Source organism: Zoogloea sp., from assembly GCF_041914405.1.
GTDB lineage: Bacteria > Pseudomonadota > Gammaproteobacteria > Burkholderiales > Rhodocyclaceae > Zoogloea.
In genome coordinates, this window is the sequence record NZ_JAYSDK010000007.1 from 142,133 (window position 1) to 163,904 (window position 21,772).

Annotated in this window: 17 protein-coding genes; 10 read left to right on the forward strand and 7 right to left on the reverse strand. The window is 64.8% G+C overall.

All coding sequences use genetic code 11. The features are described 5' to 3' along the window. The first annotated feature begins 12 nt into the window (after positions 1-12). The 3 genes from mrdA to ACE3RX_RS06510 are packed head-to-tail and all read left to right on the forward strand — an operon-like array spanning position 13 to position 4,201. The gene (mrdA, locus tag ACE3RX_RS06500) at positions 13-1,917 is read left to right on the forward strand and encodes a penicillin-binding protein 2 (RefSeq protein ID WP_374481537.1); all 1,905 of its coding nucleotides are present in this window, start codon (positions 13-15) and stop codon (positions 1,915-1,917) included. Further along, on the forward strand, positions 1,910-3,052 hold the full coding sequence (gene rodA / locus ACE3RX_RS06505; protein WP_374481539.1) for a rod shape-determining protein RodA: 1,143 nt from the start codon (positions 1,910-1,912) through the stop codon (positions 3,050-3,052). Before mrdA ends, rodA begins: the two co-directional genes overlap by 8 nt. 42 nt (positions 3,053-3,094) lie before the next feature. Then, complete coding sequence (locus ACE3RX_RS06510) at positions 3,095-4,201, forward strand: septal ring lytic transglycosylase RlpA family protein (RefSeq protein WP_374481541.1); 1,107 nt, start codon at positions 3,095-3,097, stop codon at positions 4,199-4,201. Positions 4,202-4,639: 438 nt separating this feature from the next. Here the strand turns inward: ACE3RX_RS06510 and ACE3RX_RS06515 are convergent, their stop codons facing one another. The 3 genes from ACE3RX_RS06515 to ACE3RX_RS06525 form a co-directional block, all read right to left on the reverse strand. After that, positions 4,640-5,062, reverse strand: coding sequence for a hypothetical protein (locus tag ACE3RX_RS06515; RefSeq protein WP_374481543.1), 423 nt, complete (start codon positions 5,060-5,062; stop codon positions 4,640-4,642). Positions 5,063-5,110: 48 nt separating this feature from the next. Then, positions 5,111-8,503 (reverse strand): FecR domain-containing protein, encoded by a 3,393-nt coding sequence (locus ACE3RX_RS06520; protein ID WP_374481545.1) that lies wholly within the window; start codon positions 8,501-8,503, stop codon positions 5,111-5,113. Positions 8,504-8,668: 165 nt separating this feature from the next. Beyond that, on the reverse strand, positions 8,669-10,663 hold the full coding sequence (locus tag ACE3RX_RS06525) for a CHASE2 domain-containing protein (RefSeq protein ID WP_374481547.1): 1,995 nt from the start codon (positions 10,661-10,663) through the stop codon (positions 8,669-8,671). A gap of 45 nt (positions 10,664-10,708) precedes the next feature. On the opposite strand from ACE3RX_RS06525, the gene ACE3RX_RS06530 reads away from it, so the two are divergent. Further along, complete coding sequence (locus ACE3RX_RS06530; RefSeq protein WP_374481549.1) at positions 10,709-11,356, forward strand: Crp/Fnr family transcriptional regulator; 648 nt, start codon at positions 10,709-10,711, stop codon at positions 11,354-11,356. 105 nt (positions 11,357-11,461) lie between these two features. Further along, the gene (locus ACE3RX_RS06535) at positions 11,462-11,677 is read left to right on the forward strand and encodes a hypothetical protein (RefSeq protein WP_374481551.1); all 216 of its coding nucleotides are present in this window, start codon (positions 11,462-11,464) and stop codon (positions 11,675-11,677) included. Positions 11,678-11,976: 299 nt separating this feature from the next. Here the strand turns inward: ACE3RX_RS06535 and ACE3RX_RS06540 are convergent, their stop codons facing one another. The 4 genes from ACE3RX_RS06540 to mnmG are packed head-to-tail and all read right to left on the reverse strand — an operon-like array spanning position 11,977 to position 16,158. Beyond that, the gene (locus ACE3RX_RS06540; RefSeq protein ID WP_374481553.1) at positions 11,977-12,846 is read right to left on the reverse strand and encodes a ParB/RepB/Spo0J family partition protein; all 870 of its coding nucleotides are present in this window, start codon (positions 12,844-12,846) and stop codon (positions 11,977-11,979) included. An 8-nt stretch (positions 12,847-12,854) separates the two neighbouring features. Then, positions 12,855-13,625 carry a ParA family protein gene (locus ACE3RX_RS06545; protein WP_079434801.1) on the reverse strand — a complete coding sequence of 257 codons (771 nt, stop codon included), beginning with the start codon at positions 13,623-13,625 and terminating at the stop codon, positions 12,855-12,857. Between the two features lie 2 nt (positions 13,626-13,627). Continuing rightward, a complete protein-coding gene (gene rsmG, locus ACE3RX_RS06550; RefSeq protein ID WP_374481555.1) occupies positions 13,628-14,260 on the reverse strand; it encodes a 16S rRNA (guanine(527)-N(7))-methyltransferase RsmG in 633 nt (210 codons plus the stop codon). Then, the gene (gene mnmG / locus ACE3RX_RS06555) at positions 14,257-16,158 is read right to left on the reverse strand and encodes a tRNA uridine-5-carboxymethylaminomethyl(34) synthesis enzyme MnmG (protein ID WP_374481557.1); all 1,902 of its coding nucleotides are present in this window, start codon (positions 16,156-16,158) and stop codon (positions 14,257-14,259) included. The genes rsmG and mnmG overlap by 4 nt, the downstream gene beginning before the upstream one ends. A gap of 366 nt (positions 16,159-16,524) precedes the next feature. On the opposite strand from mnmG, the gene ACE3RX_RS06560 reads away from it, so the two are divergent. The 5 genes from ACE3RX_RS06560 to ACE3RX_RS06580 form a co-directional block, all read left to right on the forward strand. Beyond that, positions 16,525-16,890 (forward strand): response regulator, encoded by a 366-nt coding sequence (locus tag ACE3RX_RS06560; RefSeq protein ID WP_374481559.1) that lies wholly within the window; start codon positions 16,525-16,527, stop codon positions 16,888-16,890. A gap of 5 nt (positions 16,891-16,895) precedes the next feature. Beyond that, positions 16,896-18,182 carry a methyl-accepting chemotaxis protein gene (locus ACE3RX_RS06565; RefSeq protein ID WP_374481561.1) on the forward strand — a complete coding sequence of 429 codons (1,287 nt, stop codon included), beginning with the start codon at positions 16,896-16,898 and terminating at the stop codon, positions 18,180-18,182. A 15-nt stretch (positions 18,183-18,197) separates the two neighbouring features. Next, positions 18,198-18,491 carry a lipid asymmetry maintenance protein MlaB gene (locus tag ACE3RX_RS06570; RefSeq protein WP_374481563.1) on the forward strand — a complete coding sequence of 98 codons (294 nt, stop codon included), beginning with the start codon at positions 18,198-18,200 and terminating at the stop codon, positions 18,489-18,491. Positions 18,492-18,505: 14 nt separating this feature from the next. After that, a complete protein-coding gene (locus tag ACE3RX_RS06575; protein ID WP_374481565.1) occupies positions 18,506-20,689 on the forward strand; it encodes a chemotaxis protein CheA in 2,184 nt (727 codons plus the stop codon). A gap of 27 nt (positions 20,690-20,716) precedes the next feature. Continuing rightward, on the forward strand, positions 20,717-21,772 hold a 1,056-nt coding region (locus ACE3RX_RS06580), incomplete at its 3' end, for an MCP four helix bundle domain-containing protein (RefSeq protein ID WP_374481567.1).

The window sequence follows — 21,772 nt, forward strand, 5'->3', positions numbered from 1 at the left end:
GGGTTGCATGTCATGACCGGTATCCGTACCCCCGAGCAGGAGCTGGCGCGCTTCCGCAGCCGTCTGGCGGTGGCGGGCGTGGTGGCGGTGGTGTGCTTCGCCCTGCTGGCCGCGCGCTTCTTTTACCTGCAGGTGGTCCGCTACGACTACTACTCGACGCGGGCGGAGGACAACCGGATCTCCCTGGTGCCGGTGGTGCCCAACCGTGGCTTGATCATGGATCGCAACGGCACTGTGCTGGCCCGCAACTACTCGGCCTACACGCTGGAGATCACGCCATCCAAGGTGGCGGACCTGGATGCGACGATCGAAGCGCTTTCCACGCTGGTGGATATCCAGCCGAAGGATCGCCGGCGCCTGAAGAAGCTGATGGACGAGAGCAAGAGCTTCGAGTCCCTGCCGATCCGCAACCGCTTGTCGGACGAGGAAGTGGCCCGCTTCATCGCCCAGCGTTACCGCTTTCCCGGGGTCGAACTGAAGGCGCGCCTGTTCCGCGATTACCCGATGGGCAACCTGGGGGCCCACCTGGTCGGTTATATCGGTCGCATCAACGATCGCGACCTGGAGCGCATCGAGGAAAACGAAGATTCGGCCAACTACCGTGGCACCGATCACATCGGCAAGGCCGGCCTGGAAAAGAGCTACGAGCGGGAACTACACGGTGTAACCGGTTTCGAGGAGGTCGAGGTGGATTCCGGCGGCCGGGCGGTACGTGCCTTGCGGCGGACCAATGCCACGCCGGGTAACAACCTGATCCTCAGCATCGATCTCAAGCTGCAGGAGGTGGTCGAGAAGGCCTTTGGCAACCGGCGCGGCGCTCTGGTGGCCATCGAGCCGGGCACGGGGGGCATTCTGGCCCTGGTGTCGGTGCCGACCTTCGATCCCAACCTGTTCGTGGATGGCATCGGAGCCCAGGACTGGGATGAGCTGAACAACTCGCCGGATCACCCGCTGGTTAACCGGGCGCTCAACGGTGCGTATCCGCCGGGCTCGACCTTCAAGCCCTTTCTCGCCCTCGCCGCGCTGATGAGCGGCAAGCGTACGCCCGGCCAGGCGATCGCCGATCCGGGTTTCTACGATTTCGGTGGTCACCATTTCCGCGACGACAAGCCGGGTGGCCACGGCATGGTGGACATGTACCGTTCCATCGTGCAGTCCTGCGACACCTACTATTACCGCCTGGCCAACGATATGGGCATCGACCTGATCGCCTCGATCATGGGCCAGTTCGGTTTCGGTAGCCGCACCGGCATCGACATCGAGGGCGAGAGCACCGGCGTGCTGCCGTCACCGGAGTGGAAGCGCAAGCGCTTCAAGCGGCCGGAGCAGCAGAAGTGGTTTGGTGGCGAGACGATTTCCATCGGCATCGGCCAGGGCTACAACGCCTACACGCCGCTGCAGCTGGCCCATGCCACCGCCACGCTGGCGGCAGGTGGAGTGATGTACAAGCCGCATCTGGTGAAGTACATCGAGAGTGCCAAGGACGGCTCCCGGCGGGCCATCGAGCCCGAGCCCATCAAGACCATCCCGATCAAGCCGGAACACCTGGAGACGATCCGCCGGGCGATGGTTGGGGTGAACAAGGAAGGTACCGGTGCGCGGGCTTTTGCGGGTGCCCCCTACCTGGCGGCCGGCAAGACCGGTACGGCCCAGGTGTTCTCGCTGAAGGGCGGCAAGTATTCGGCGAAGATCACCGAGCGCCTGCGTGACCACGCGCTCTATATCGCCTTTGCGCCCGCCGACAAGCCGACCATCGCCTTGGCGGTGCTGGTTGAGAACGGCGGCTTCGGAGCCCAGTCGGCGGCGCCGATTGCCCGCGCGGTGATGGACTACTACCTGCTCGGCAAGCTGCCGGCCGGCATGGCGGCGGAAGACACCGGTGCCGAAGCCGCGACGGGGGACGGCAGCGGTGACTGATTTCCGCTTCAGCCTGCGCAAATGGCTGATGAGTTTCCTGTCGCCGCTCGATGGGCCACTGGCCCTGATCGTGCTGGCCATCCTGAGTTTTTCCACGGTGGTGATGGTCAGCGCGTCGCCGGAGCGCCTGGATACCCTGGCGATGAACATCGGCGTGGCCTTCATCGTAATGTGGACGGCGGCGCGTATCCCGCCCCAGCGCATGATGAGCGTGGCCTTGCCGCTGTACGTGCTGGGCGTCCTGCTGCTGATCGGGGTGGCGCTGTTCGGCGACGTGTCGAAGGGCGCGCGGCGCTGGCTCAATATCGGGGTTGCGCGCATCCAGCCGTCCGAACTGATGAAGATCGCGATGCCGCTGATGCTGGCGTGGTACTTCCAGAGCCGGGAAGGCATGCTGCGGGTGCGGGATTTCTTCGTGGCGGCAGCGCTATTGCTGGTGCCGGTGGGCTTGATCGCCAAGCAGCCTGACCTGGGTACGGCGATCCTGGTGGCGGCGGCGGGCTTCTACGTGCTGTTCTTCGCTGGCTTGACCTGGCGATTGATCCTGCCGGTGGCGCTGGTGGGGATCGTCGGCATCGGCGCGATCGTCGCGATGGGCGATACCATCTGTCGGCCTGAGGTGGTTTGGCCGGGACTGCGCGATTACCAGAAACACCGGGTATGCACCCTGCTCGATCCGACCTCCGACCCCCTTGGCAAGGGCTTCCACATCATCCAGTCCACGATTGCGATCGGGTCCGGCGGCGTGACCGGCAAGGGCTGGGGCAGGGGCACGCAGACCCACCTTGATTTTCTGCCCGAACGTCATACTGACTTCATCTTTGCGGTGCTCACCGAAGAATTTGGACTTGCCGGCGCCCTGCTTCTTGCGGTACTTTATATCCTGTTGATTTTTCGCGGCCTTTTTATTGCCGCTGGTGCCCCGACCCTGTTCTCGCGCCTGCTTGCCGGCGCCCTTACGCTGATCTTCTTTACTTATGCGTTTGTGAACATGGGCATGGTGAGCGGAATCCTCCCGGTTGTTGGAGTTCCGCTGCCCTTCGTCAGTTACGGAGGCACTGCACTCGTTACCCTTTGTCTTGGCGTTGGAATGCTCATGAGCATACAGCGCCACCGACGTCGGGTAGGCACCTGAACCCGCGCGCGCTCAAGCGCGTGCCCGAACAGGAAGAGCGTCATGCCCCCTGTAGCGATGTTTCGTCGCGCCTGCCTCGCGCTGGCGCCCCTCGGTAGCGCTTTTCTCCTGACCGGTTGCGCCGGTCTTCCGCAACAAGACCCGGCTTCTGAGGCGTCGGTCGTCGGGGCGCTGCACGCCCAGGCTGTGCAGGCGGGGCTCAGGCCGGCCCAGGCATCGTCCCTGAACGGTGGGCGACTGCGCTATGCGGTGCCCGAGGATGCTTCGGCCCAGCCCGAGGAGGGCGGGGCATTGGTTGCGCCGGTGTATGAAGGGGGCGACTACGCGCTGGCCCGGGGGGCCGTGCTGGGCGGGAATCCCGGAGCCTTTCGCGAGAAGGGGATGGCCAGCTGGTACGGCAAGGCCCTGCAGGGGCGCCGCACTTCCAGTGGTGACCCTTACGACATGTATGCGTTGACCGGCGCCCATCCATCCCTGCCGATTCCCAGCTATGTGCGGGTGACCAATCTGGCCAATGGGCGTTCGGCAATCGTCCGCATCAACGATCGCGGTCCGGTGCATCCCGGGCGGATCATCGATCTTTCCTACGCAGCCGCCTACAAGCTCGGCTTTGCCGATCAGGGGCACGCCAACGTCGAGTTGTCGTTGGTCCTGCCTGAGGGGGTGGCGATGGTACAGCCGCGCCGGCCAGTGCCGCCGCTGGCCCGTCGCAAGGCGGCTGTGCCGACGCTGGCCCATGCGTCCCGGCCGTCGACCCCGGTGCCGGCGCCCGCCCCCCAGCCCAGTGTGGTCGCGCCTGCTGCGCCAGTCGCCCCGCGCGCGCTGGCCGAGGTTGCGGTGGCGTCCGCCACTGCCAGCGCAGGGCAGGTCGCACAGGCGCCCGCGCATGCTGTCGCGCCACGTCCGGAGCGTGAGGGCGTGTTTCTCCAGCTTGGAGCCTTTGCGTCGTCCGTCAATGCGGAAAACTTCAAGGGCTTCGTCGAGCACGAGCTTAAATGGATGAAGGAGTCGGTGTCGGTATTGGCTTCTGAGGGCAAGTACCGGCTTCAACTCGGACCCTTTGCTTCCGCGCTGGAGGCGCGGGAGATCGCCGACCGCATTGCCACGACCTTGAAGCTGAAGCCGGTCGTCAAAGGGCGGGCCGACTAGCTCTTGTCCGGAAGGGGGCTGGCCAAGTGACACCCTTCACAGGGGAAGGGTGACTTAGCCGGCTTCGGTTGGGAGATGTTGCGCCTAAGCTCCAAGGGTGCGGGTCGGGTCCAGGCATTGCGTGTGACTCCTTTCAATGGCCCGTGTTTTCCGGATCGCTTGGAATCATGGCACCAACTCATCGTCACCTTACGTCGTCTTGCGCAGCACACCCTCCACGGCCTCGCTCCCAGGCTTGGCACACCGATTCCAGCCAGGAATTCGACCTTGAAGAAATCCCGGATGAAATCGACCTGCTCGCGGTGCTCTGGGGGCACATCAGCAGCTATAGGCTCCAGTTTCATCCTACCGGCGCGTTCAGGCACTGAGTCTTGCCGGCATCAGGAATGAAATGAGCCGCGGCAGGGCGGCTCATTTCATTACGACAGGGGCAGCAGATCAGTACGGCGGAGTGCAGCCGGCGGGATACCAGATCTGCATGGCTACGCCGCCGATCCAGACGATGTAATACCCCTGGCAGGGCGTGCCGCCACTCTTGGCCTTGGGGGTATCCGCGCCCTCCTTGGCGTTGCCGCTCTCACATTCGGGCAGGGTGGATTTCTTGGCTTTGGCCGCGTCTGTTGCTGTCTGGGACATCACACAGGCCTTGGCAGGTTTGCCCTTGGCGTCGAGTGGAATGACCTCGCCGTTCTTGCCGAAGATGACGGCGCCGGTGATGTCGGCCGGGGCGAGCACCCCCTTGGTGAATTGCCCCAGGTTGCCGGCGGCAACTGCCGGCATCTGGATCAATGCGCTGGCCACCAGGCCGGTGGCCAGCAGCGTAACCCGCCGCAGCGTGCGGGACGTTGGATGCAGCCTCATTCTCACGATTCTCCACATGGGTTTATAAGTGAGCGCTCAGCTCCGTGTTCAGAAACGCAGATTACCCTGCAGCAGCGCGGTACGCTGGGGGTAGAACAGCGGCACCTTGGGGTCGCCGTTGAGGTCGGTATTCTGGAAGCGGAATTGACGATCAAATATATTGTAAATGCCGAATGAGAGCGTGAGGTGATTGCTTGCAAGCGGAACCGAGAAACGCAGGTTGGTAACCGAGAATTTTGAGCGGGCCGCGGTTTCGCCCGCTGCACTGGAGAGGAGTGCAGCGTGCTGATCCACCGTCCAGTGCTCAAGGAGGGTGTCGGTGGGGCCGGTCTTGAGCCACAGGCGGGCTGGGATCAGATCGGTGCGAACCTTGTATGGGCTGAAGGTGTCGCGGAGGACTGTGTCGGTGGGCCCTTCGATCTCCTCGTGGCGCCATTCGACGCTGAACGCAAGCCGCTGGCCGAAAGGCAGGGTGAGGTGGGCGCGATGGAGTTGTTCCTTCCAGGCTTCCAGAGCCTGGGTGCCGTTGCTTGGCATTGGCACGTCCATGTGGCGGGCAGAGGCCTCCAGGCCAGCGTTGATGCCATTGCCGAAGCGTTGGTCAACGCCGACCGCGGCACGCCGCCAGCGGGTGCCATTGGTATCGTCGAACACCTGGTTGAAGCCGGCGAACTGCGTGGGTGCGAGGCTTTCGCGGTCGTACTTGGAGCCGGAGACGCCTTGCATGAAGGCGGTGCGCAGGGTCGTACCGTTCGGCAGACGGGCGACCAAGCCGAACTTGCCGTTAACGCGTTCGCTTTTGGTGTTGCCGAGTTCGTCCAGGCGCACGTATTCCGCACCGCCGTGGAGTGTGATGACGGGGTTGATCCGCCATTGACCGTAGCTGAACACCGTGTCCCGGTCGCTCTGGAGCCTGGTGCTCGGCAGTGCATACGTGCCAAGGATCAGGCTGGGCATCGCGCTGGGGGCAAAAGTCAGGTTGATGTTCTGCTCGCCGGACACGCGGAACGCGCTTGTCCCGGTGCTAACGCTGCCCCATTCCCGTTGTAGCGAATACAGGGCTGACATGGTCTTGCTGCGCTGTCCCAGCGTGGCGTCGACAGTGTTGTCGATGCCGCCGTGCTGGAACAGATCCAGCACACGTTCGCGGAGGCGCTGGGTGTTGGCTTCGGCGATCAATTCCTCCCCGCTGCCGAAGGTGTGACGCACACCGATGCGCTGCAGGTCACTGATGAGGCGGTGATCCGTGCCGATCGGGCCGTCGAACAGTGGCTTGTCGATATCGCCGCCATTGCGCTCGGTGTGGCGGACCTCGCCGAGCAGCATGGTGTCGGGCGTCAGGGCGAACTGGGCGTTGATGCGGCCACCGCTCAGGTGTGTGTCGGCCATGCGCTCGTTGAGGCCACGGCCGCGGTAGTCGAACGCACCGAGGGAGATCTGTCCGCGTTCCCAGGCGTGGGAGGCGAGCAGGCTGCCCGACTGGGTGTCACGGGTGCCGGTGGCCAGTGTGGCGGCGACGCGGTCCGGCTTGCGGTCGAAGAAGGACGTGGCTTCCTCTGGCGATGCGGCACGCGGTCCGTCGAGGATGGGGAGCGGAGGCATCACGAACTGCGGCGGTAGCGGCCACTGGCCGATCGGCTGGCGCAGCTGGGCCTGAAGCAGTTCTCCGAGACGGGCAGCTTCGAAACGCGGGGCTTCGGCATAGGCGTCCGCCAGCAGGCGATGGGCCGCGGCGCTCTGCCCGTCGTCCTCGAGGGCATTCATGGCCGTGGCTTGGGCTGCCGCGGCGAAGCCGACCTGCTGGTAGGCGGCGCCGAGACTGGCGGTGCGTGCGGCCCGGTCTTGGTCGAGCAGTTCGCTGGAGCGCAGTACGCTGCGGTTGTCGTTGCGTGCGAGAGCTTCCTCGCCGTTGCGGATGGCCGCCAGCGGTTCGCGCTCAAGCAGTTTCAGGAAGGCGTCGAAGTACCAGGGGGTCGGCGAAGCCGGGTCGAGGCGCCGGGCCAGGTCGAACTGGGCGCCGGCGACCTTGTTGCGGGCTTCTTCCAGATAGGCGCGGCCCAGATAGCTGCGAAGCTCCGCATTGCTGGGGTCGAGCAGGGTGGCGATCTCGACTTCGCGGCGTCCGCCGTCGGTGTCGCCCAGGCGCATGAGTGCCAGGCCCAGCCCGAAGTGGGTGAACGGATCCCGGTCGTCGGCGTCGAGGGCGGTACTGAAGGCGGCGCGGGCGGCCTCGGTCTCGCCGCGAAGCAGGCTCGCGAAGGCTGCCAGAGCCCGTGCCCGCTGGGTGTCGGGATCGAGGGCGAGGGTGCGCTGGGCTGCCTCGCTGCCGGCCGCGGTATGGCCCAGGCTCAGCTCGAGCTCCGCCCGTCTTGCCCAGGCTAGTGCGTCAGTGGGAGCGAGGGCGGTGGCTTGCTGTGCAGCGACCAGGGCTTCCGGCAGACGCCGGGTGGCTTGCAGGGCATAGCTGAGGGCAAGTTGGGCGGCTACGGACTTGTCATCAAGGCTGATGGCCCTGCGGGCAGCGGCTTCCGCAGCGGCGTTTTCGTTGCGGGCAACGCGCACGACGGATTCGATGGCGGCCAGTGCTGCGGAGTTCTCCGTTGCATGGGCGTTCAGCAGCGTCGTGGCTTCATCGATCTTGCCAAGGCCCAGGAGGATGCCGGCCTTCAGGGCGGCGACTGCCGGGTCGGTGGCGGGCGTAGCACCGAGGGTGTCAAGAGCTGCCAGGAACTGTCCGTGGTCGGCCTCGCGCTGGGCTGTTGCGAGCTTCAGGCGCAGGGCCTCGGGTTGGCGCGCCAGTTCGCTTGCGCCGAGACGTGCGACCAGCGGGTAGTGGATGGCCCAGGCGACCGCGTCGAGGGGGCGTACGGTGATGCTGCCGGGCGCGCTGCCGGCGTGGGCCTCGATGGCTTCGCCAGGGCCCAGCACTTTTTCGCCTGCCGGATTGCCGGTGCGGACCCGGCCTTCGGCAACCACGACCTGGGCATCCCGGTCGCTGCTGGCGACGGTGAATTCGGTGCCATCCACCAGGGCATTGACGAAGGGTGTGATGACCCCGAAGCGCTTGCTGAAGCGGCTGATGACATGGACGATGCCGCGGCTGAGGCCAAGTTCGCCGCTATCAGCGGCGGGCGGCAGGGTCAGGGTGGTGTTCTGGTCGAGGCGTACCAGCACGTTCTGGCTCAGCACTACCGCGGCGCGACCCGGGCCGCGCACGGCGACCTGATCGCCCGGGCACAGGGCCTGGCGCGGTGTGGCCACCTGCCAGTTGCCGCCACTGCTGCTGCGGACTTCTACTCGCCCTTCAAGGGCCGTCAGCGTGCCGGCCTTTTGCTCGCAGGCGGCACTTGCTTCGAGGCTCAGGAGAGCCAGGGCGATAGCCAGGCCAAGTTGCCGCGGGCGTAGCGAAAAAGTGTGCAGGGCAAGGGCGTGTGGCGCCATCTCAACTGTTCCGGATCAAATTTGTGGAGCCTGTTGCAAGGCTGTGCAGGCGCAATATATTAACTGTAAATTTTCATAATATGCGAATTTACTTGTCATTAAGTCATTGTCTTGCTTGGGGAAAATGCTATTTGTGTGACGTCGGCAGGCGCGCTCTGGCGGGCTCTATTTGCTGGTCATGACGATGTGGCCGTCGCCATCGGGAACTTGTGAACCATTCAGGCGGTCGCGGCAGCGTTGCAGGTAGAAGCGTGCCGGGCCATCGTGGGGGAGCTCTTCCAGTACTTGATGCAGGTGGGCCATGGCGGCTTCCAGAGCATCGGCAGCGTAGGCGATGCGGGCGGTCGCAAAGGCGCTGGCAAGGGCCGGCGACTGTGGGGCAGGCAGGATTTCGTGGAGTTCGAGCGGTGTCTTCTTGCCGACCAGAGTGAAGGCGCCGAGGGCACGGGCATAGCCGTAGCGCGGGCTGTCGCCACCATGGGAGACGACAGCGCCGGATGCCAGGATGCGCGTCCCGAGGGGCTTGTTGCCGCCCTGGATGCGGCTGGAAGTGTTGACGATGTCGCCGATTACCCGCAGTTCCCGGTGTTGGTCGCTGCCGACCTCGCCGAGGAATACCTGTCCGTAGTGGAGGCCGAAGCGGGTTTTCAGCGCTCCCGGCGTCTCGTCTTCGTTCAGGCGCTGGTGCAAGTCAAGGGCGGCTTCCCGGGCCTTGCTGCAGGCGTCCGCGGCGGAATCGTCGGCGAGCCAAAGGCACATCGCCGAGTCGCCGACGATATCCATGACATGGCCGCCGTGGGCCTCGATGACCGGGATGAAAATCTCGAAGTAGCTGTTGAGGGCGTCACGGGTGGCTTCCGGGCTGAGGCCCTCGGACAGGCTGGTATAAGACTCGATGTCGCTGCACAGGCAGACGCCGTGGACCAAGCGTCCGCCGTCGTGGCCTTGCAGCAGCTTGGCCAGCTTGGCGCTCCCCTGCAGGCTGAGGCCCCGATCGAGGGCCTTGGCGAGCTGGTCTTCCCGCTGGCGGGCGGCCCGCATGTGCACTGCGAGGCCGCCGGCCACTGCGATCAGCGGGGCGATGGCGGTGGGGAGGATGACCGGCAGCCACAGATGGGCCCACGCAAAGCTCGCGTAGGCGACTGCCAGCCAGCCGAGGGCGAGCGCCAGCGTGACTGCCAGTGCCCGGCGGGTGCTGGTCAGCCGCCAGGACAGCGCAAGCAGCAGTCCCCAGGCGAGCAGGCCGGCGTTGCTCGCCAGCGGCGACGGGCGCTCCAGGCTGGAGTCCTCAAGCAGGTTGCCAAGCGCCGTGGCGCACAGTTCGACGCCACTGATGTCGAGGCCGTCCGGCGTGCTGTAGGGTGTCCGGAACATGTCGGCCTGGCGGGACTGGTTGAACTCGGAGAAGCCGATCAGCACCGCCTTGCCGCGGAAAGCGGCGTCGCCGGCGGAGGGGTCGGAGACCAGTTCGAGCGCAGTCGAGTAAGGGATGGTGCGGATACTGCCGATCGGGCCGTACAAGTTGAGGATGTGGCGCTGCCCGTCGTGGGCTTCTTCAGGGTTGCGGCCCATGCGGCGGGCCATCAGTAGGGGAAGGGATGGCCGGTCGCCGACGCTGGGGACGGTGCCCCAGAATTCGATGACGCCGTCGGGGGTTTTCGGCATGATGAAGGGCCCGTTGGCCCAGGCAGCGCCCCGCAGCAGCGGCTGCGCCTGGGTCAGGCGGTCGACGCTGGCCAATGTCCTGCCGTCCGGGCCGCTGACCGTTTCGCGGCTGACGCCCTCGATCAGTGTCACGTTGCCGGATCTGCGGAAGGCGTCGGCCAGTGCCCGGTCGTCATCGGGTTCGCGTTCCCTCTCGAAGAGTACGTCGAAGCCAATGGCTTGCGCTCCCCGTTCGGCCAGGCCGTTCACCAGGCGGGCGTGGAGGATGCGCGGCCAGCGCTCCGGACGTGGAGACTGGCCGAGGTCCCGGGCCGAGCGGGAATCGAGGGTTATAATCACGACCGATTCGGGAGCCGGACGAGGGCCACGCAGTGCGTACAGCAAGTCGAGGCCTGCACCGTTCTCCAGTTCCTGGACTGGCGAAAACATGACCATCGCCAGCACCAGCAGCGTGCTCAGCAGAAATCCGGCGAAGGTCTTGTCAGGGGACGGCACGGGATGGTGGTCAGAAGTGTTTGGTCATTGGGGGGAAAGTCGGTGATGTATCTTGAGCGGGTGGACCTGTTTGCCGGCCTGAATGAAAGTCAGGTCAAGACACTGAAGGAGCGTTCGCGGGTACGCAGCTTTGCGGCCAACACCATCGTCGTAAACGAGGGTGATGAGGGCAGCAGTCTGTTCGTAGTGCAGAGCGGATCGCTCAAGGCCTTCCTCACCGACAACAATGGGCGGGAGGTCACGTTGTCCCTCCTCGATCCTGGCGATTACTTCGGCGAACTTGCCCTGCTCGACGACGCGCCCCGTTCGGCCTCGGTCATCGCGGTGACGCGCAGCGAAGTATTGCAGATTCCGCGTACCGCCTTCCTGGGCCTGATCGAGTCGGATCCGGGGTGCATGCAGACCGTGGTGCGCAATCTGGTCGGGCGGATCCGCCTCCTTACCGACAACGTCCGCGCGCTTGCCCTGGTCGATGTGTTCGGACGGATCGCCCGCCTCTTCGAGACGATGGCCGTCGAGCGGGATGGCACGATGCTGATCGACCGCCGCCTGACCCAGCAGGATCTCGCCAACATGGTGGGCGCCTCGCGGGAAATGGTGAATCGCATCCTGCGCGATCTGGTCGCTGGTGGTTACATCGAGATCGAGCAGCAACGCATTATCCTGTGCAAGAAACTACCCCAGAGCTGGTGACGCAACGGGGTGCGACCGCGGTCTGGCAGGGGTCCAAGACCCTTTTGGCGGTAAGGAAATTTATCACGCCTGGACTACACTGAAAGCATAGAGGGGAGGAATATCATGAGCTTCATCGATTCGCCCATCAGCCGTTGCGAAGCGGTCCGCGAGATGGTCCTGACCGACCAGACTCAGCATCAGTGTGCCCTGGAGCATGGTTGCCCGCCCGGCCGGACGTGTCCGCTGGACGGCTGCTTTGCCGAGATCTCCGGTGTGACCGAAGCCGTTACCCTTGGTGAGTTGGCGGCTGTCAGCATGGCCCACCAGCGCAAGGCCTGAGGTCAGCGTGGCCAATCGGACACTTGGCACGCGCCAAAAGCTGGTGTTCCGCAATCCGGATGGGGGGCGGCAGGCCGCGCCACGCAATCCGCTAGTCGTGCCGGCCTTGCAGCGAAAGGCCGGGCCCCACGAGAAATCGCCCGGGGCCAAGCGCCAGGAAGCCAAGCGTTCCCTGCTCAAACAATTGCTGGGCCAACACAAACCGTAGGGGCGAATTCATTCGCCCGCGGACTCGATTCAAGCGGCAATGGGCGAATGAATTCGCCCCTACGAGGGGGTAACCGCATCGGGCACTCTGACTACTTCAGGTTCAGCTTCTCGAGCAGTCCATCGAGCTGGTCCAGGCTGCCGAACTGAATCGTCACGGCACCAACCCCTTTCTTGTTGGCCTTGATCTTCACCGTCGCGCCGATACGGTCGGCGATGTCTTCCTGCAGACGCAGAATATCCCGGTCGGGCGCCGGAGGCGGCAGCTTGCTCTTGGGGTTGAGGGCTTGGTGTACCAGGCGCTCGACGTCGCGCACCGACAGGCCCTTGGCGGCAATCAGGTTGGCCAGGCCGATCTGCGTGGCGCCGTCGAGGGGCAGCAGCGCACGGGCATGGCCCATGTCGATGTCGCCGGCCATCAGCAGTTCCTGCACCGGCGGGGCCAGCTGAAGCAGGCGCAGCAGGTTGGAGGCGGCCGGGCGGGAGCGCCCGACGGCGTCGGCAGCCTGCTGGTGGGTCATGCCGAACTCGTCGATGAGGCGCTGGATGCCGGCGGCTTCTTCGAGGGGGTTGAGGTCTTCCCGCTGGATGTTCTCGATGAGGGACATCGCCAGCGCGGCTTCGTCCGGGATCTCCCGCAGCAGACAGGGCACGGCGGACAGGCCGGCGATCTGCGCGGCGCGCCAGCGCCGTTCGCCGGCGATGATCTCGTAGCGCTTGGCGTCGAAGGCGCCACCGATCTGACGCACCAGGATGGGCTGCATGACCCCCTGGGACTTGATGGAGGCGGCCAGCTCTTCCAGGGAGCCCGGGTCCATGCGCGTGCGCGGCTGGTACTTGCCGGGCTGCAGTTCGGAGGCGGGCAGGATCTGCAGTTCGCCCTCGGCCTTTTCCGGCTCGGCATTGCCGCCGAGGAGCGCGTCGAGACCGCGGCCGAGGCCTTTGAGTTTCGGAGATGCCATGGTGTCGGTTAGAGAGTTTTGACCCGCTGGATCAGTTCTTTGGCGAAGGCCAGGTAGGCCTGGGCACCCTTGGCGCTGCGGTCGAACACCACGCCGGGCACGCCATGGCTGGGGGCTTCGGCAAGGCGCACGTTGCGCGGCACGACGGCCTTGAAGACTTTGTCGCCAAAGTGCGATTCGAGCTGGGCGGAAACCTGCTGCTGCAGCGTGACGCGGGGGTCGAACATGACGCGCAGCAGGCCGATGATGCCCAGTTCGCGGTTCAGGTTGGCATGCACCTTCTTGATCGAGTTGACCAGGTCAGACAGGCCTTCCAGCGCGTAATACTCGCACTGCATCGGGATGATGACGCCGTGGGCGGCGCATAGGCCGTTGAGGGTCAGCAGCGACAGGGACGGTGGGCAGTCCACGAGGATGAAGTCGTATTCCTGGGCGTGCAGCGCGAGGGCGTCGCGCATGCGGTTCTCGCGCCGCTCGAGGCCGACCAGCTCGACTTCGGCGCCAGCCAGGTCGCGGTTGGCGGGGATCACGTCGTACTTGCCGGCTTCCGAGCGCACGCGCGCCTCCGCGACGGTGCACAGGCCGACCAGCAGGTGATAGACCGATTTGCCGAGGGTGCGCTTGTCGATGCCGCTGCCCATCGTCGCGTTCCCCTGGGGGTCCAGGTCGATCAGCAGTACGCGTTGCTTGGCCGCGGCAAGGCCGGCGGCGAGGTTGACACAGGTGGTCGTCTTGCCGACCCCACCCTTTTGGTTGGCGATGCAGAAAATGCGGGCCATGCTCAGGTCCGTTTCACAATGATGAGATGGCGTTCGGCGTCGAGGCCGGGCACCTGGAGTTCCACGCTACGTTCCATGGCGAAGCCGGAGGGAATGCGGGCGATTTCGTCTTCAGGGTACACGCCCTTCATGGCCAGGATGCGCGTTTGCGGTCCGGCCAGGTGGGCGGTGAGGTTCACGAAGTCGGCCAGGTCGGCGAAGGCGCGCGAAATGATGCCGTCGGGGGCGTCCGGCGCGTAGGCCGGTTGCCAGTTTTCGATGCGGGCGTGATGGGCGCGGAAGTTGGCGAGCTTGAGCTCGATCCGTGCCTGATTCTGGAAGGTGCTCTTCTTCTGTACGGTTTCGACCGAATCCACCTGAAGGTCGGGCCGGCAGATGGCCAGCACGACACCAGGCAAGCCGCCACCGGAGCCGACGTCCACTAGTCGGGAGATGCCATCCAGCTGCGGCAGTACGGACAAAGAGTCGAGCAGATGGTGGGTGACGACCTGGGCTTCGTCGCGGATCGCGGTGAGGTTGTAGACCTTGTTCCACTTGATCAGCAGCTGGCCGAAGGCGTGCAGCTTTTCCGGCGCGTCGGCGGGCAGATCCAGCCCGAGGGCGGCGATGCCCTGTTCGAGGGGGCGCAGACTCATACCGACTCCTCCCGTCCGCGGGCCAGTTCGCCGCGTTTCAGCCACACCAGCAGCAGGCTGATGGCCGCCGGGGTGATGCCCTGGATGCGGCTGGCCTGGCCGATGGTTTCCGGCTTGTGCTGATTGAGGCGGCCCTGGACTTCCTTGGACAGGCCGCGCACGGTGGAATAGTCCAGATCCGGCGGCAGGCGGGTGGCTTCGGCGTCGGCCTGGCGGGCGACTTCGTCGAGCTGGCGGTCGATGTAGCCCTGGTACTTGGCGGCGATTTCCAGCTGCTCGACGACCTGCGGGTCGGTTTCCGCTGCCTCAGGGGCGCCGGGCAGGGTCATCAGCGCCGCGTAGCTGACGCCGGGGCGGCGCAGCAGGTCGAAGAAGGCGTATTCCCGCTCGATGGACTTGCCGAGCACGGCTTCGGCGGCTTCTGCCGGCACCTTGGCGGGGGTCGCCCAGGTGGCGCGCAGGCGCGCGGTCTCGCGCTCGATGGCTTCGCGTTTGGCGCAGAAGGCGGCCCAGCGTTCGTCGTCCACCAGGCCCAGCTTGCGGCCGGTCTCGGTGAGTCGCAGGTCGGCGTTGTCCTCGCGCAGGGACAGGCGGTATTCGGCGCGGGACGTGAACATCCGGTAGGGCTCGGAGACGCCGCGGGTGATGAGGTCGTCCACCAGCACGCCCAGGTAGGCTTCGTCGCGGCGCGGGCACCAGGCCTCCTGACCCTTCACCTGCAGTGCGGCGTTGATGCCGGCCAGCAGGCCCTGGGCGGCGGCTTCTTCGTAGCCGGTGGTGCCGTTGATCTGGCCGGCGAAGAACAGCCCGCCGATGGACTTGGTCTCCAGGCTGGACTTGAGGTTGCGCGGGTCGAAGTAGTCGTACTCGATGGCGTAGCCGGGGCGCAGGATGTGGCAGTTCTCGAGGCCCTTGATGGAGCGCACGATGTCCAGCTGCACGTCGAAGGGCAGGCTGGTGGAGATCCCGTTGGGGTAGATCTCGTGGGTGTCGAGGCCTTCCGGCTCGAGGAAGACGTGATGGCTGTCCTTGTCCGCGAAGCGGTGGATCTTGTCCTCGATGCTCGGGCAGTAGCGCGGGCCGACCCCTTCGATCACGCCGGAGTACATCGGCGAGCGGTCGAGGTTGGCGCGGATGATGTCGTGGGTGCGGCTGTTGGTGTTGGTGATCCAGCACGGCAACTGGCGCGGGTGCTGGCTGGCCTTGCCGAGGAAGCTGAACACCGGTACCGGGTTGTCGCCGGGCTGTTCTTCCATCACCGAGAAGTCGATGCTGCGGGCGTCGAGGCGCGGCGGCGTGCCGGTCTTGAGGCGGCCCTGGGGCAGGGCGAGTTCCTTCAGGCGCTGGCCGAGGCTGATCGCCGGCGGGTCGCCCGCGCGGCCAGCGGAGTAGTTTTGCAGGCCCACGTGGATCAGGCCGTTGAGGAAGGTGCCGGCGGTCAGCACGACGGCAGGTGCCTCGAAACGCAGGCCGATCTGCGTGACTACGCCGGTGACCCGGTCGCCGACCACGGTGAGGTCATCCACCGCCTGTTGGAACAGCCAGAGGTTGGGCTGATTTTCCAGGCGTTTGCGGATGGCGGCCTTGTACAGCACCCGGTCGGCCTGGGCGCGGGTGGCGCGCACGGCCGGGCCCTTGCTGGCGTTGAGGATGCGGAACTGGATGCCGCCTTCGTCGGTGGCTGCCGCCATGGCTCCGCCGAGGGCGTCCACTTCCTTGACCAGGTGGCCCTTGCCGATCCCGCCGATGGACGGGTTGCAGCTCATCTGGCCGAGGGTCTCGATGTTGTGGGTGAGCAGCAGGGTGGCGCACCCGGCCCGCGCGGCTGCCAGGGCAGCTTCGGTGCCGGCATGACCGCCGCCGACCACGATGACGTCGAAACGGGTGGGATGAAGCATGGGGGAAACCGGGAACGGTGAAACGGGGGAGCCGAATGATACGACCTTGCGCTGCAAAAATACAGTCTCAGTATCCCTGGATAGGCTGAAAAAGGACTGATTTACAACGGCTTATAGAAAAATTTTGAGTGCGTGGAGTGCGTCTTGCGCGTATCTCCAATGGGGTATTGCAAGCGGAATTGAGATCCATTCCCAAAATGGGCGGAATTTGTCCGAGGTTCCTAAAGTTTGCACCCCGGCGTCCGTAGAACCATGCAATATACGGGTGTCAGGATGCGTTGCCAGCTGCGGCTTTGCGCGTAATCCTGCCCCAAGAATGTGACTGTCCCGATGTCCCGGTACTGCGTTGTCCGGGTGGAGAAGAAATTGAAAACAATCATGCTGGTCGATGATTCGGCCACCGTCCTGCTGTCCATTTCCGGGATTCTCACCAAGGCTGGCTTCCAGGTCGTTACCGCCAACAGTGCTGAGGATGGCCAGAAGAAGCTGGCGGCCGGCACCAAGCCGGATCTGTTGATTACCGACCTCAACATGCCTGGCATGAACGGTATCGAGTTCATTAAGGTGGTGCGCCAGAAGGCGGAGCTGCGCTTCATGCCGATCCTGTTCCTGACCACCGAATCCCAGCAGAGCAAGCGTGCCGAGGCCAAGGCCGCCGGTGCCTCGGGCTGGATCGTCAAGCCGGCAACGGCCGACACCCTGCTCAACACCATCAAGCTCGTCCTGCGGTAGGCGCCATGTCGTCTATCGGCGAAAAATCCCGGCGACGGCGCCTGCTGCTGTCCATGCTGACAGCGGTGGGGGTGTTCTTCGTCGTGTATTTCGGCAACGACGCCTATCACCGGCTGCTGCTTGACGAGCTGGGGCTCAGCCAGTCCCTGGTGGATGCGATTGGTGCGCTTGCCGCCGTGCTGCTCAGCTTCGAGGCGCTCAGCATGCTGTCGATCATGCGCTACCGGGACGCGCTTTACGGCGCGGAGCACGCGCTCGGCAAGACCAAGGATGAGCTGGAGCACAAGACCGAGGTGGCGGTCGAGGTGAGCCGCTCGCTGGATCAGGTGCCCCATCTCAACGGGATCCTCGTCGGGCAGCTCAATGCCGTTACCGATCAGACCGAGGCCGCAGCGCTCAGCATGGTCGAACGCCTGCAGGCGGTGGACGCCGTGGTGCAGGATCTCGACCAGGTCGTGCAGGCCTTCTCCCAGGAGTCCAGCCAGATCGTCGAAGAGGCCAACACCCGGGCGGCGGGCAATCAGAAGACCCTGGCCTCACTGCAGGATTACATCCACCGTCGCCTCGAGAACGTCGGTGAAGAGCAGGCGCATGTGATGGCGGCCCTCGAAGAGGCGCGATCGCTAGCCCAGTTCGTCAATCTGGTGCGGGACATTTCCGGCCAGACCAACCTGCTGGCCCTCAATGCCGCCATCGAGGCTGCTCGGGCCGGCGAGGCCGGGCGTGGTTTCGCGGTGGTGGCGGACGAGGTGCGCAAGCTGGCCGGGCAGACCGACCAGGCGGTGCTGAAGATCAGCGAAGGCATCGATCGGGTTGTGCACACTATCGAATCCAAGTTCAGTGCACAGCTGGACCAGACCATCTCGAACGCCGAGGAGGAGGCGCTGCGCACGGTGGCCGATCAGTTTCATGAGGTCAGTGACAGCTACTCCAACCTGCTCGACCACGAGAACCGGATCCTCAGCGTGTTCCGGGAGTCGAGCCACCGACTGGCCGAGATGTTCATGGAAACCATGGCCAGCGTGCAGTTTCAGGATGTCACCCGCCAGCAGGTAGGCCATGTGATTGAGGCGCTGGAGCGTCTCGACGAACACGTACTGAAGCTGTCTGCCTGCCTGAACGGCACTGCCGCCATCAGCGATATTCCGGCGATGACCGAGCAGATCGATCGCCTCTTCGAAAGCTATGTGATGGAGCGGGAGCGTGAAGAGCATGCGCGGCGTAGTGGTGTCGCCATCTCCAGCCAGCCCTCTACGTCCTCGGGCGATGGCCCGGCCGTCGAACTGTTTTAAGTATCGGGGAACAGCATGAGTGTCATTCGTCGGGCTTTTACCGAGGATTTCACGATCTACCGGGTCGCTGAGCTGAAACCGGGTCTGCTCGATCTGCTTGGCGAGGCGGAGCGCATCGAGTTGGACCTGTCCGGCGTCGAACGCATGGATTCGGCTGGCTGCCAGTTGCTGATGCTGGTCAAGCGGGAGGCCAGCGCTGCCGGCAAGACGCTGGCGATCGTCGCCCACAGCCCGGCGGTACAGTCTCTCATCGAGTTCTACAACCTCGCGGCCTGGTTCGGCGACCCGCTGGTCGTCCCCGCAGAATAACTTCGGCGCTCACCATGGACGAACTCAAGCAAGTCTTTCTGCAGGAAAGCGGGGAGCAACTCGACGCGCTCGAGTCGCTGCTGCTCGAGCTGGAAGCGCATCCGGACGACGAGACCACTCTCAACGGCATCTTCCGGGCGGCCCATACCATCAAGGGGGCTGCCGGGATGGTCGAGGCCGTTGCGGTGGAGTCCTTTGCCCACGTGGTCGAGAATGTCCTTGATCGCCTGCGCAACCACGAGATCGCCGTCACCACCGAACTGGCCGCCTTGATGCTGGCCTGCACCGACCATCTCCGCGTGCTGGTTGCCAACGAGGCCGGCACGGCGCAGATGGGGGGGGCCGAGATCGAGGCCCAGACGGCCAGCCTGCTGGCCCGCTTGCGGGCCTTCGGGCCGGGCGGGCAGGTGCAGGCCCAGGCCGCCAAGACCGAGGAGCCCGGCGTGCAACGCATTCCCTCCCCGCAGACAGGTCATAACTGTTGGCACATCTCGGTGCGCTTCGGCCCCGAGGTCCTGCGCCAGGGCATGGACCCGGAGAACTTCCTGCGCTTCCTCGAGACGGTTGGCAACATCCGTCACGTGGAAACCCTCGCCGACCGGATGCCGGCTGCCGCCGAGATGGATCCCGAGTTGTGCTACCTGGGCTTCGAGATCGCACTGGAGTCCGCTGCCGACAAGCAGACCATCGAGGACGTCTTCGCCTTCGTGCGCGATGAGTGCCAGCTGTCCATCCTGCCGCCCCATGCCAAGGTCAATGACTACGTTGAACTGATCGAGAGCCTGCCGGAAGACACCCTGCGCCTCGGCGAGATCCTGGTACGCATCGGGGCGCTCACCGCCGACGAACTGAGCGAGGGCCTGCGGGAGCAGGCCAAGCCGGTCGAGGGGGAAGAGCCGGCCGCCGAGCATCACGACAAGCCGATTGGCGAGATCCTGGTAGCCCAGCAGGTGGTGCAGCCCGAGGTGGTGGCCGCAGCGGTGGCCAAGCAGACCCAGGTCAGCGAGAAGAAGGCCCAGGACGCCAAGCTGATCCGCGTGCCGGCCGACAAGCTCGACCACCTGATCAACCTGGTCGGCGAACTCGTGATTGCCGGCGCGGCGACCAGCCTGCTGGCCCATAAGCGCAGCGACGGCGAACTGATCGAATCCTCGTCCCTGCTGACCCGGCTCGTGGAGGAAATCCGTGATGCGTCGCTACAGTTGCGTACCGTGCAGATCGGCGAAACCTTCAACCGTTTCCACCGCCTGGTCCGCGATGCCTGCAAGGATCTGGGCAAGGACGTGGAGCTGGTGATTTCCGGCGGCGAGACCGAGCTCGACAAGTCCATCGTCGAGAAGATCGGCGATCCGCTGATGCATCTGGTGCGCAACTCCCTCGACCACGGCATCGAGGCGCCGGCGGTGCGTGAGGCGGCCGGCAAGAATCCGCGCGGTACGCTGCTGCTCAATGCCTATCACGATGCCGGCAACATCGTCATCGAAGTGGCCGACGATGGCGCGGGCCTCAATCGCGACAAGATCCTTGCCAAGGCCATCGACCGCGGTCTGGTAGAGCCGGATGCTCACCTGTCCGACCGGGAGATCTACGATCTGATCTTCGCTCCCGGCCTGTCCACCGCGGATCAAGTCACCAACCTGTCTGGCCGGGGCGTCGGCATGGATGTGGTGCGCCGCAACCTGCAGGCCCTGCGTGGCACCATCAATGTCAGCAGCCAGCCGGGCCAGGGTACGCGCCTGACCTTGCGCTTGCCGCTGACGCTGGCGATCATCGACGGCTTCCTGGTGGTGTCGGCCAATCGCTCCTACGTGATTCCCCTCGACGCGGTGGTCGAATGCGTCGAGCGCCCGGAGGCTGAGCACGATCGCAACTATTTCAACCTGCGCGGCCAGGTTCTGCCGTCGGTGTGCCTGCGGGAGAGCTTCGGCCTGCCTGGCGAACGGCCGGCGAGGGAGAGCGTGGTGGTCGTGCAGTACGCCGGGCAGCGCGCCGGCATCGTCGTCGATCGCCTGGCTGGCGAACTGCAGGCCGTCATCAAGCCCCTCGGGGCGATCTTCCGCCACCTGCAGGGGATCGGCGGCTCGACCATCCTCGGCAGCGGCGAGGTGGCCCTGATCCTCGACATATCCGCCCTCATCAAGATTTCGGGGCAGGCCGAGCAGCGCCTGCTGGCCCGCCCCGAGCAACGTAGCGCCTGACCTTGCTGTCTTACCCGGAGATTCATCATGTTCAATAACCTAAAAATAGGTGTTCGTCTGGGGATCGGCTTCGCCGTCGTCCTGCTTATGCTGGTGGCGATTTCGATCGTGTCGATCACGCGTATCAACGAACTCAATGACGGGATCGACGATTTGGCGGAAGGTCGTTTGCCCAAGATCCTGCTGGCCGACGAATTGAAGTACAACCTGCAACTCATTGGTCGTTCCGTTCGGAACATGATCCTCACGACGGACAAGAGTATTGAAAAGCAGAACCTCGAGGCCATCGCCAAACTGCGCCAACGCAACGGCGAGATCCTCGAGCAGATCACGCCCTTGGTTCAAAGCGAAAAGGGCAAGGGATTGTTGGCCAAGGCGGTGGACATGCGTGCCCGCTACAACCCGATAACGGATCGAATACTGCAGTTTGCGGACACTTCGTCGCCCCAGTACAACCAGGAAAAGGCTGTTCAGATGTTGTTCGGCGAGTACAAGGATGCCGCTGAAGCCTACATCAGTGCCTTGTCCGATTTCGGTGGCTTCCAGATCGAGGCCGCCAAGAAGTCTGGCCAGCACGCAGTGGATCTGGCCCAGTCGTCACGGACACTGGTGATCACGCTTGCGCTGATTGCGGTCCTGCTGGCGGCAGGTATTGCGCTGTGGCTGACCCGAAGCATTACCCGCCCGGTTGGCCAAGTGGTGGATGCGGCCCAGAAGATGGCGGTCGGCGATTTCAACTTCACGCTGAAGAGCGATGCGAAGGATGAGGTCGGGCAGGTTGTTCAGGCGGTCGGGGCCATTCAGCAATCCGTCCAGGCCATGGCTTCCGACGCTTCGATGCTGTCCAAGGCCGCCGTGGAAGGCCGCCTTGCCACCCGTGCCGATGCCGAGAAGCACCAGGGTGACTTCCGCAAGATCGTGGAAGGGGTGAATGACACGCTGGACGCGGTGATCGGCCCCCTGAACGTGGCCGCCAACTACGTGGACCGCATTTCCCATGGCGATATCCCGCCGAAGATCAGCGACAGCTACAACGGCGACTTCAACACCATCAAGAACAACCTCAACACCTGCGTGGATGCG

What these genes read in the sequence shown, in the direction of transcription:
- ACE3RX_RS06565 (WP_374481561.1), top strand. Translation starts at nt 16,896, where the DNA reads ATGTCGTCTATCGGCGAAAAATCCCGGCGACGGCGCCTGCTGCTGTCC.
- ACE3RX_RS06510 (WP_374481541.1), top strand. Translation starts at nt 3,095, where the DNA reads ATGCCCCCTGTAGCGATGTTTCGTCGCGCCTGCCTCGCGCTGGCGCCC.
- rsmG (WP_374481555.1), bottom strand. Translation starts at nt 14,260, where the DNA reads ATGAGTCTGCGCCCCCTCGAACAGGGCATCGCCGCCCTCGGGCTGGAT.
- ACE3RX_RS06535 (WP_374481551.1), top strand. Translation starts at nt 11,462, where the DNA reads ATGAGCTTCATCGATTCGCCCATCAGCCGTTGCGAAGCGGTCCGCGAG.
- ACE3RX_RS06575 (WP_374481565.1), top strand. Translation starts at nt 18,506, where the DNA reads ATGGACGAACTCAAGCAAGTCTTTCTGCAGGAAAGCGGGGAGCAACTC.
- ACE3RX_RS06530 (WP_374481549.1), top strand. Translation starts at nt 10,709, where the DNA reads ATGTATCTTGAGCGGGTGGACCTGTTTGCCGGCCTGAATGAAAGTCAG.
- ACE3RX_RS06515 (WP_374481543.1), bottom strand. Translation starts at nt 5,062, where the DNA reads ATGAGGCTGCATCCAACGTCCCGCACGCTGCGGCGGGTTACGCTGCTG.
- ACE3RX_RS06570 (WP_374481563.1), top strand. Translation starts at nt 18,198, where the DNA reads ATGAGTGTCATTCGTCGGGCTTTTACCGAGGATTTCACGATCTACCGG.
- ACE3RX_RS06545 (WP_079434801.1), bottom strand. Translation starts at nt 13,625, where the DNA reads ATGGCCCGCATTTTCTGCATCGCCAACCAAAAGGGTGGGGTCGGCAAG.
- ACE3RX_RS06540 (WP_374481553.1), bottom strand. Translation starts at nt 12,846, where the DNA reads ATGGCATCTCCGAAACTCAAAGGCCTCGGCCGCGGTCTCGACGCGCTC.
- mnmG (WP_374481557.1), bottom strand. Translation starts at nt 16,158, where the DNA reads ATGCTTCATCCCACCCGTTTCGACGTCATCGTGGTCGGCGGCGGTCAT.
- mrdA (WP_374481537.1), top strand. Translation starts at nt 13, where the DNA reads ATGACCGGTATCCGTACCCCCGAGCAGGAGCTGGCGCGCTTCCGCAGC.
- ACE3RX_RS06520 (WP_374481545.1), bottom strand. Translation starts at nt 8,503, where the DNA reads ATGGCGCCACACGCCCTTGCCCTGCACACTTTTTCGCTACGCCCGCGG.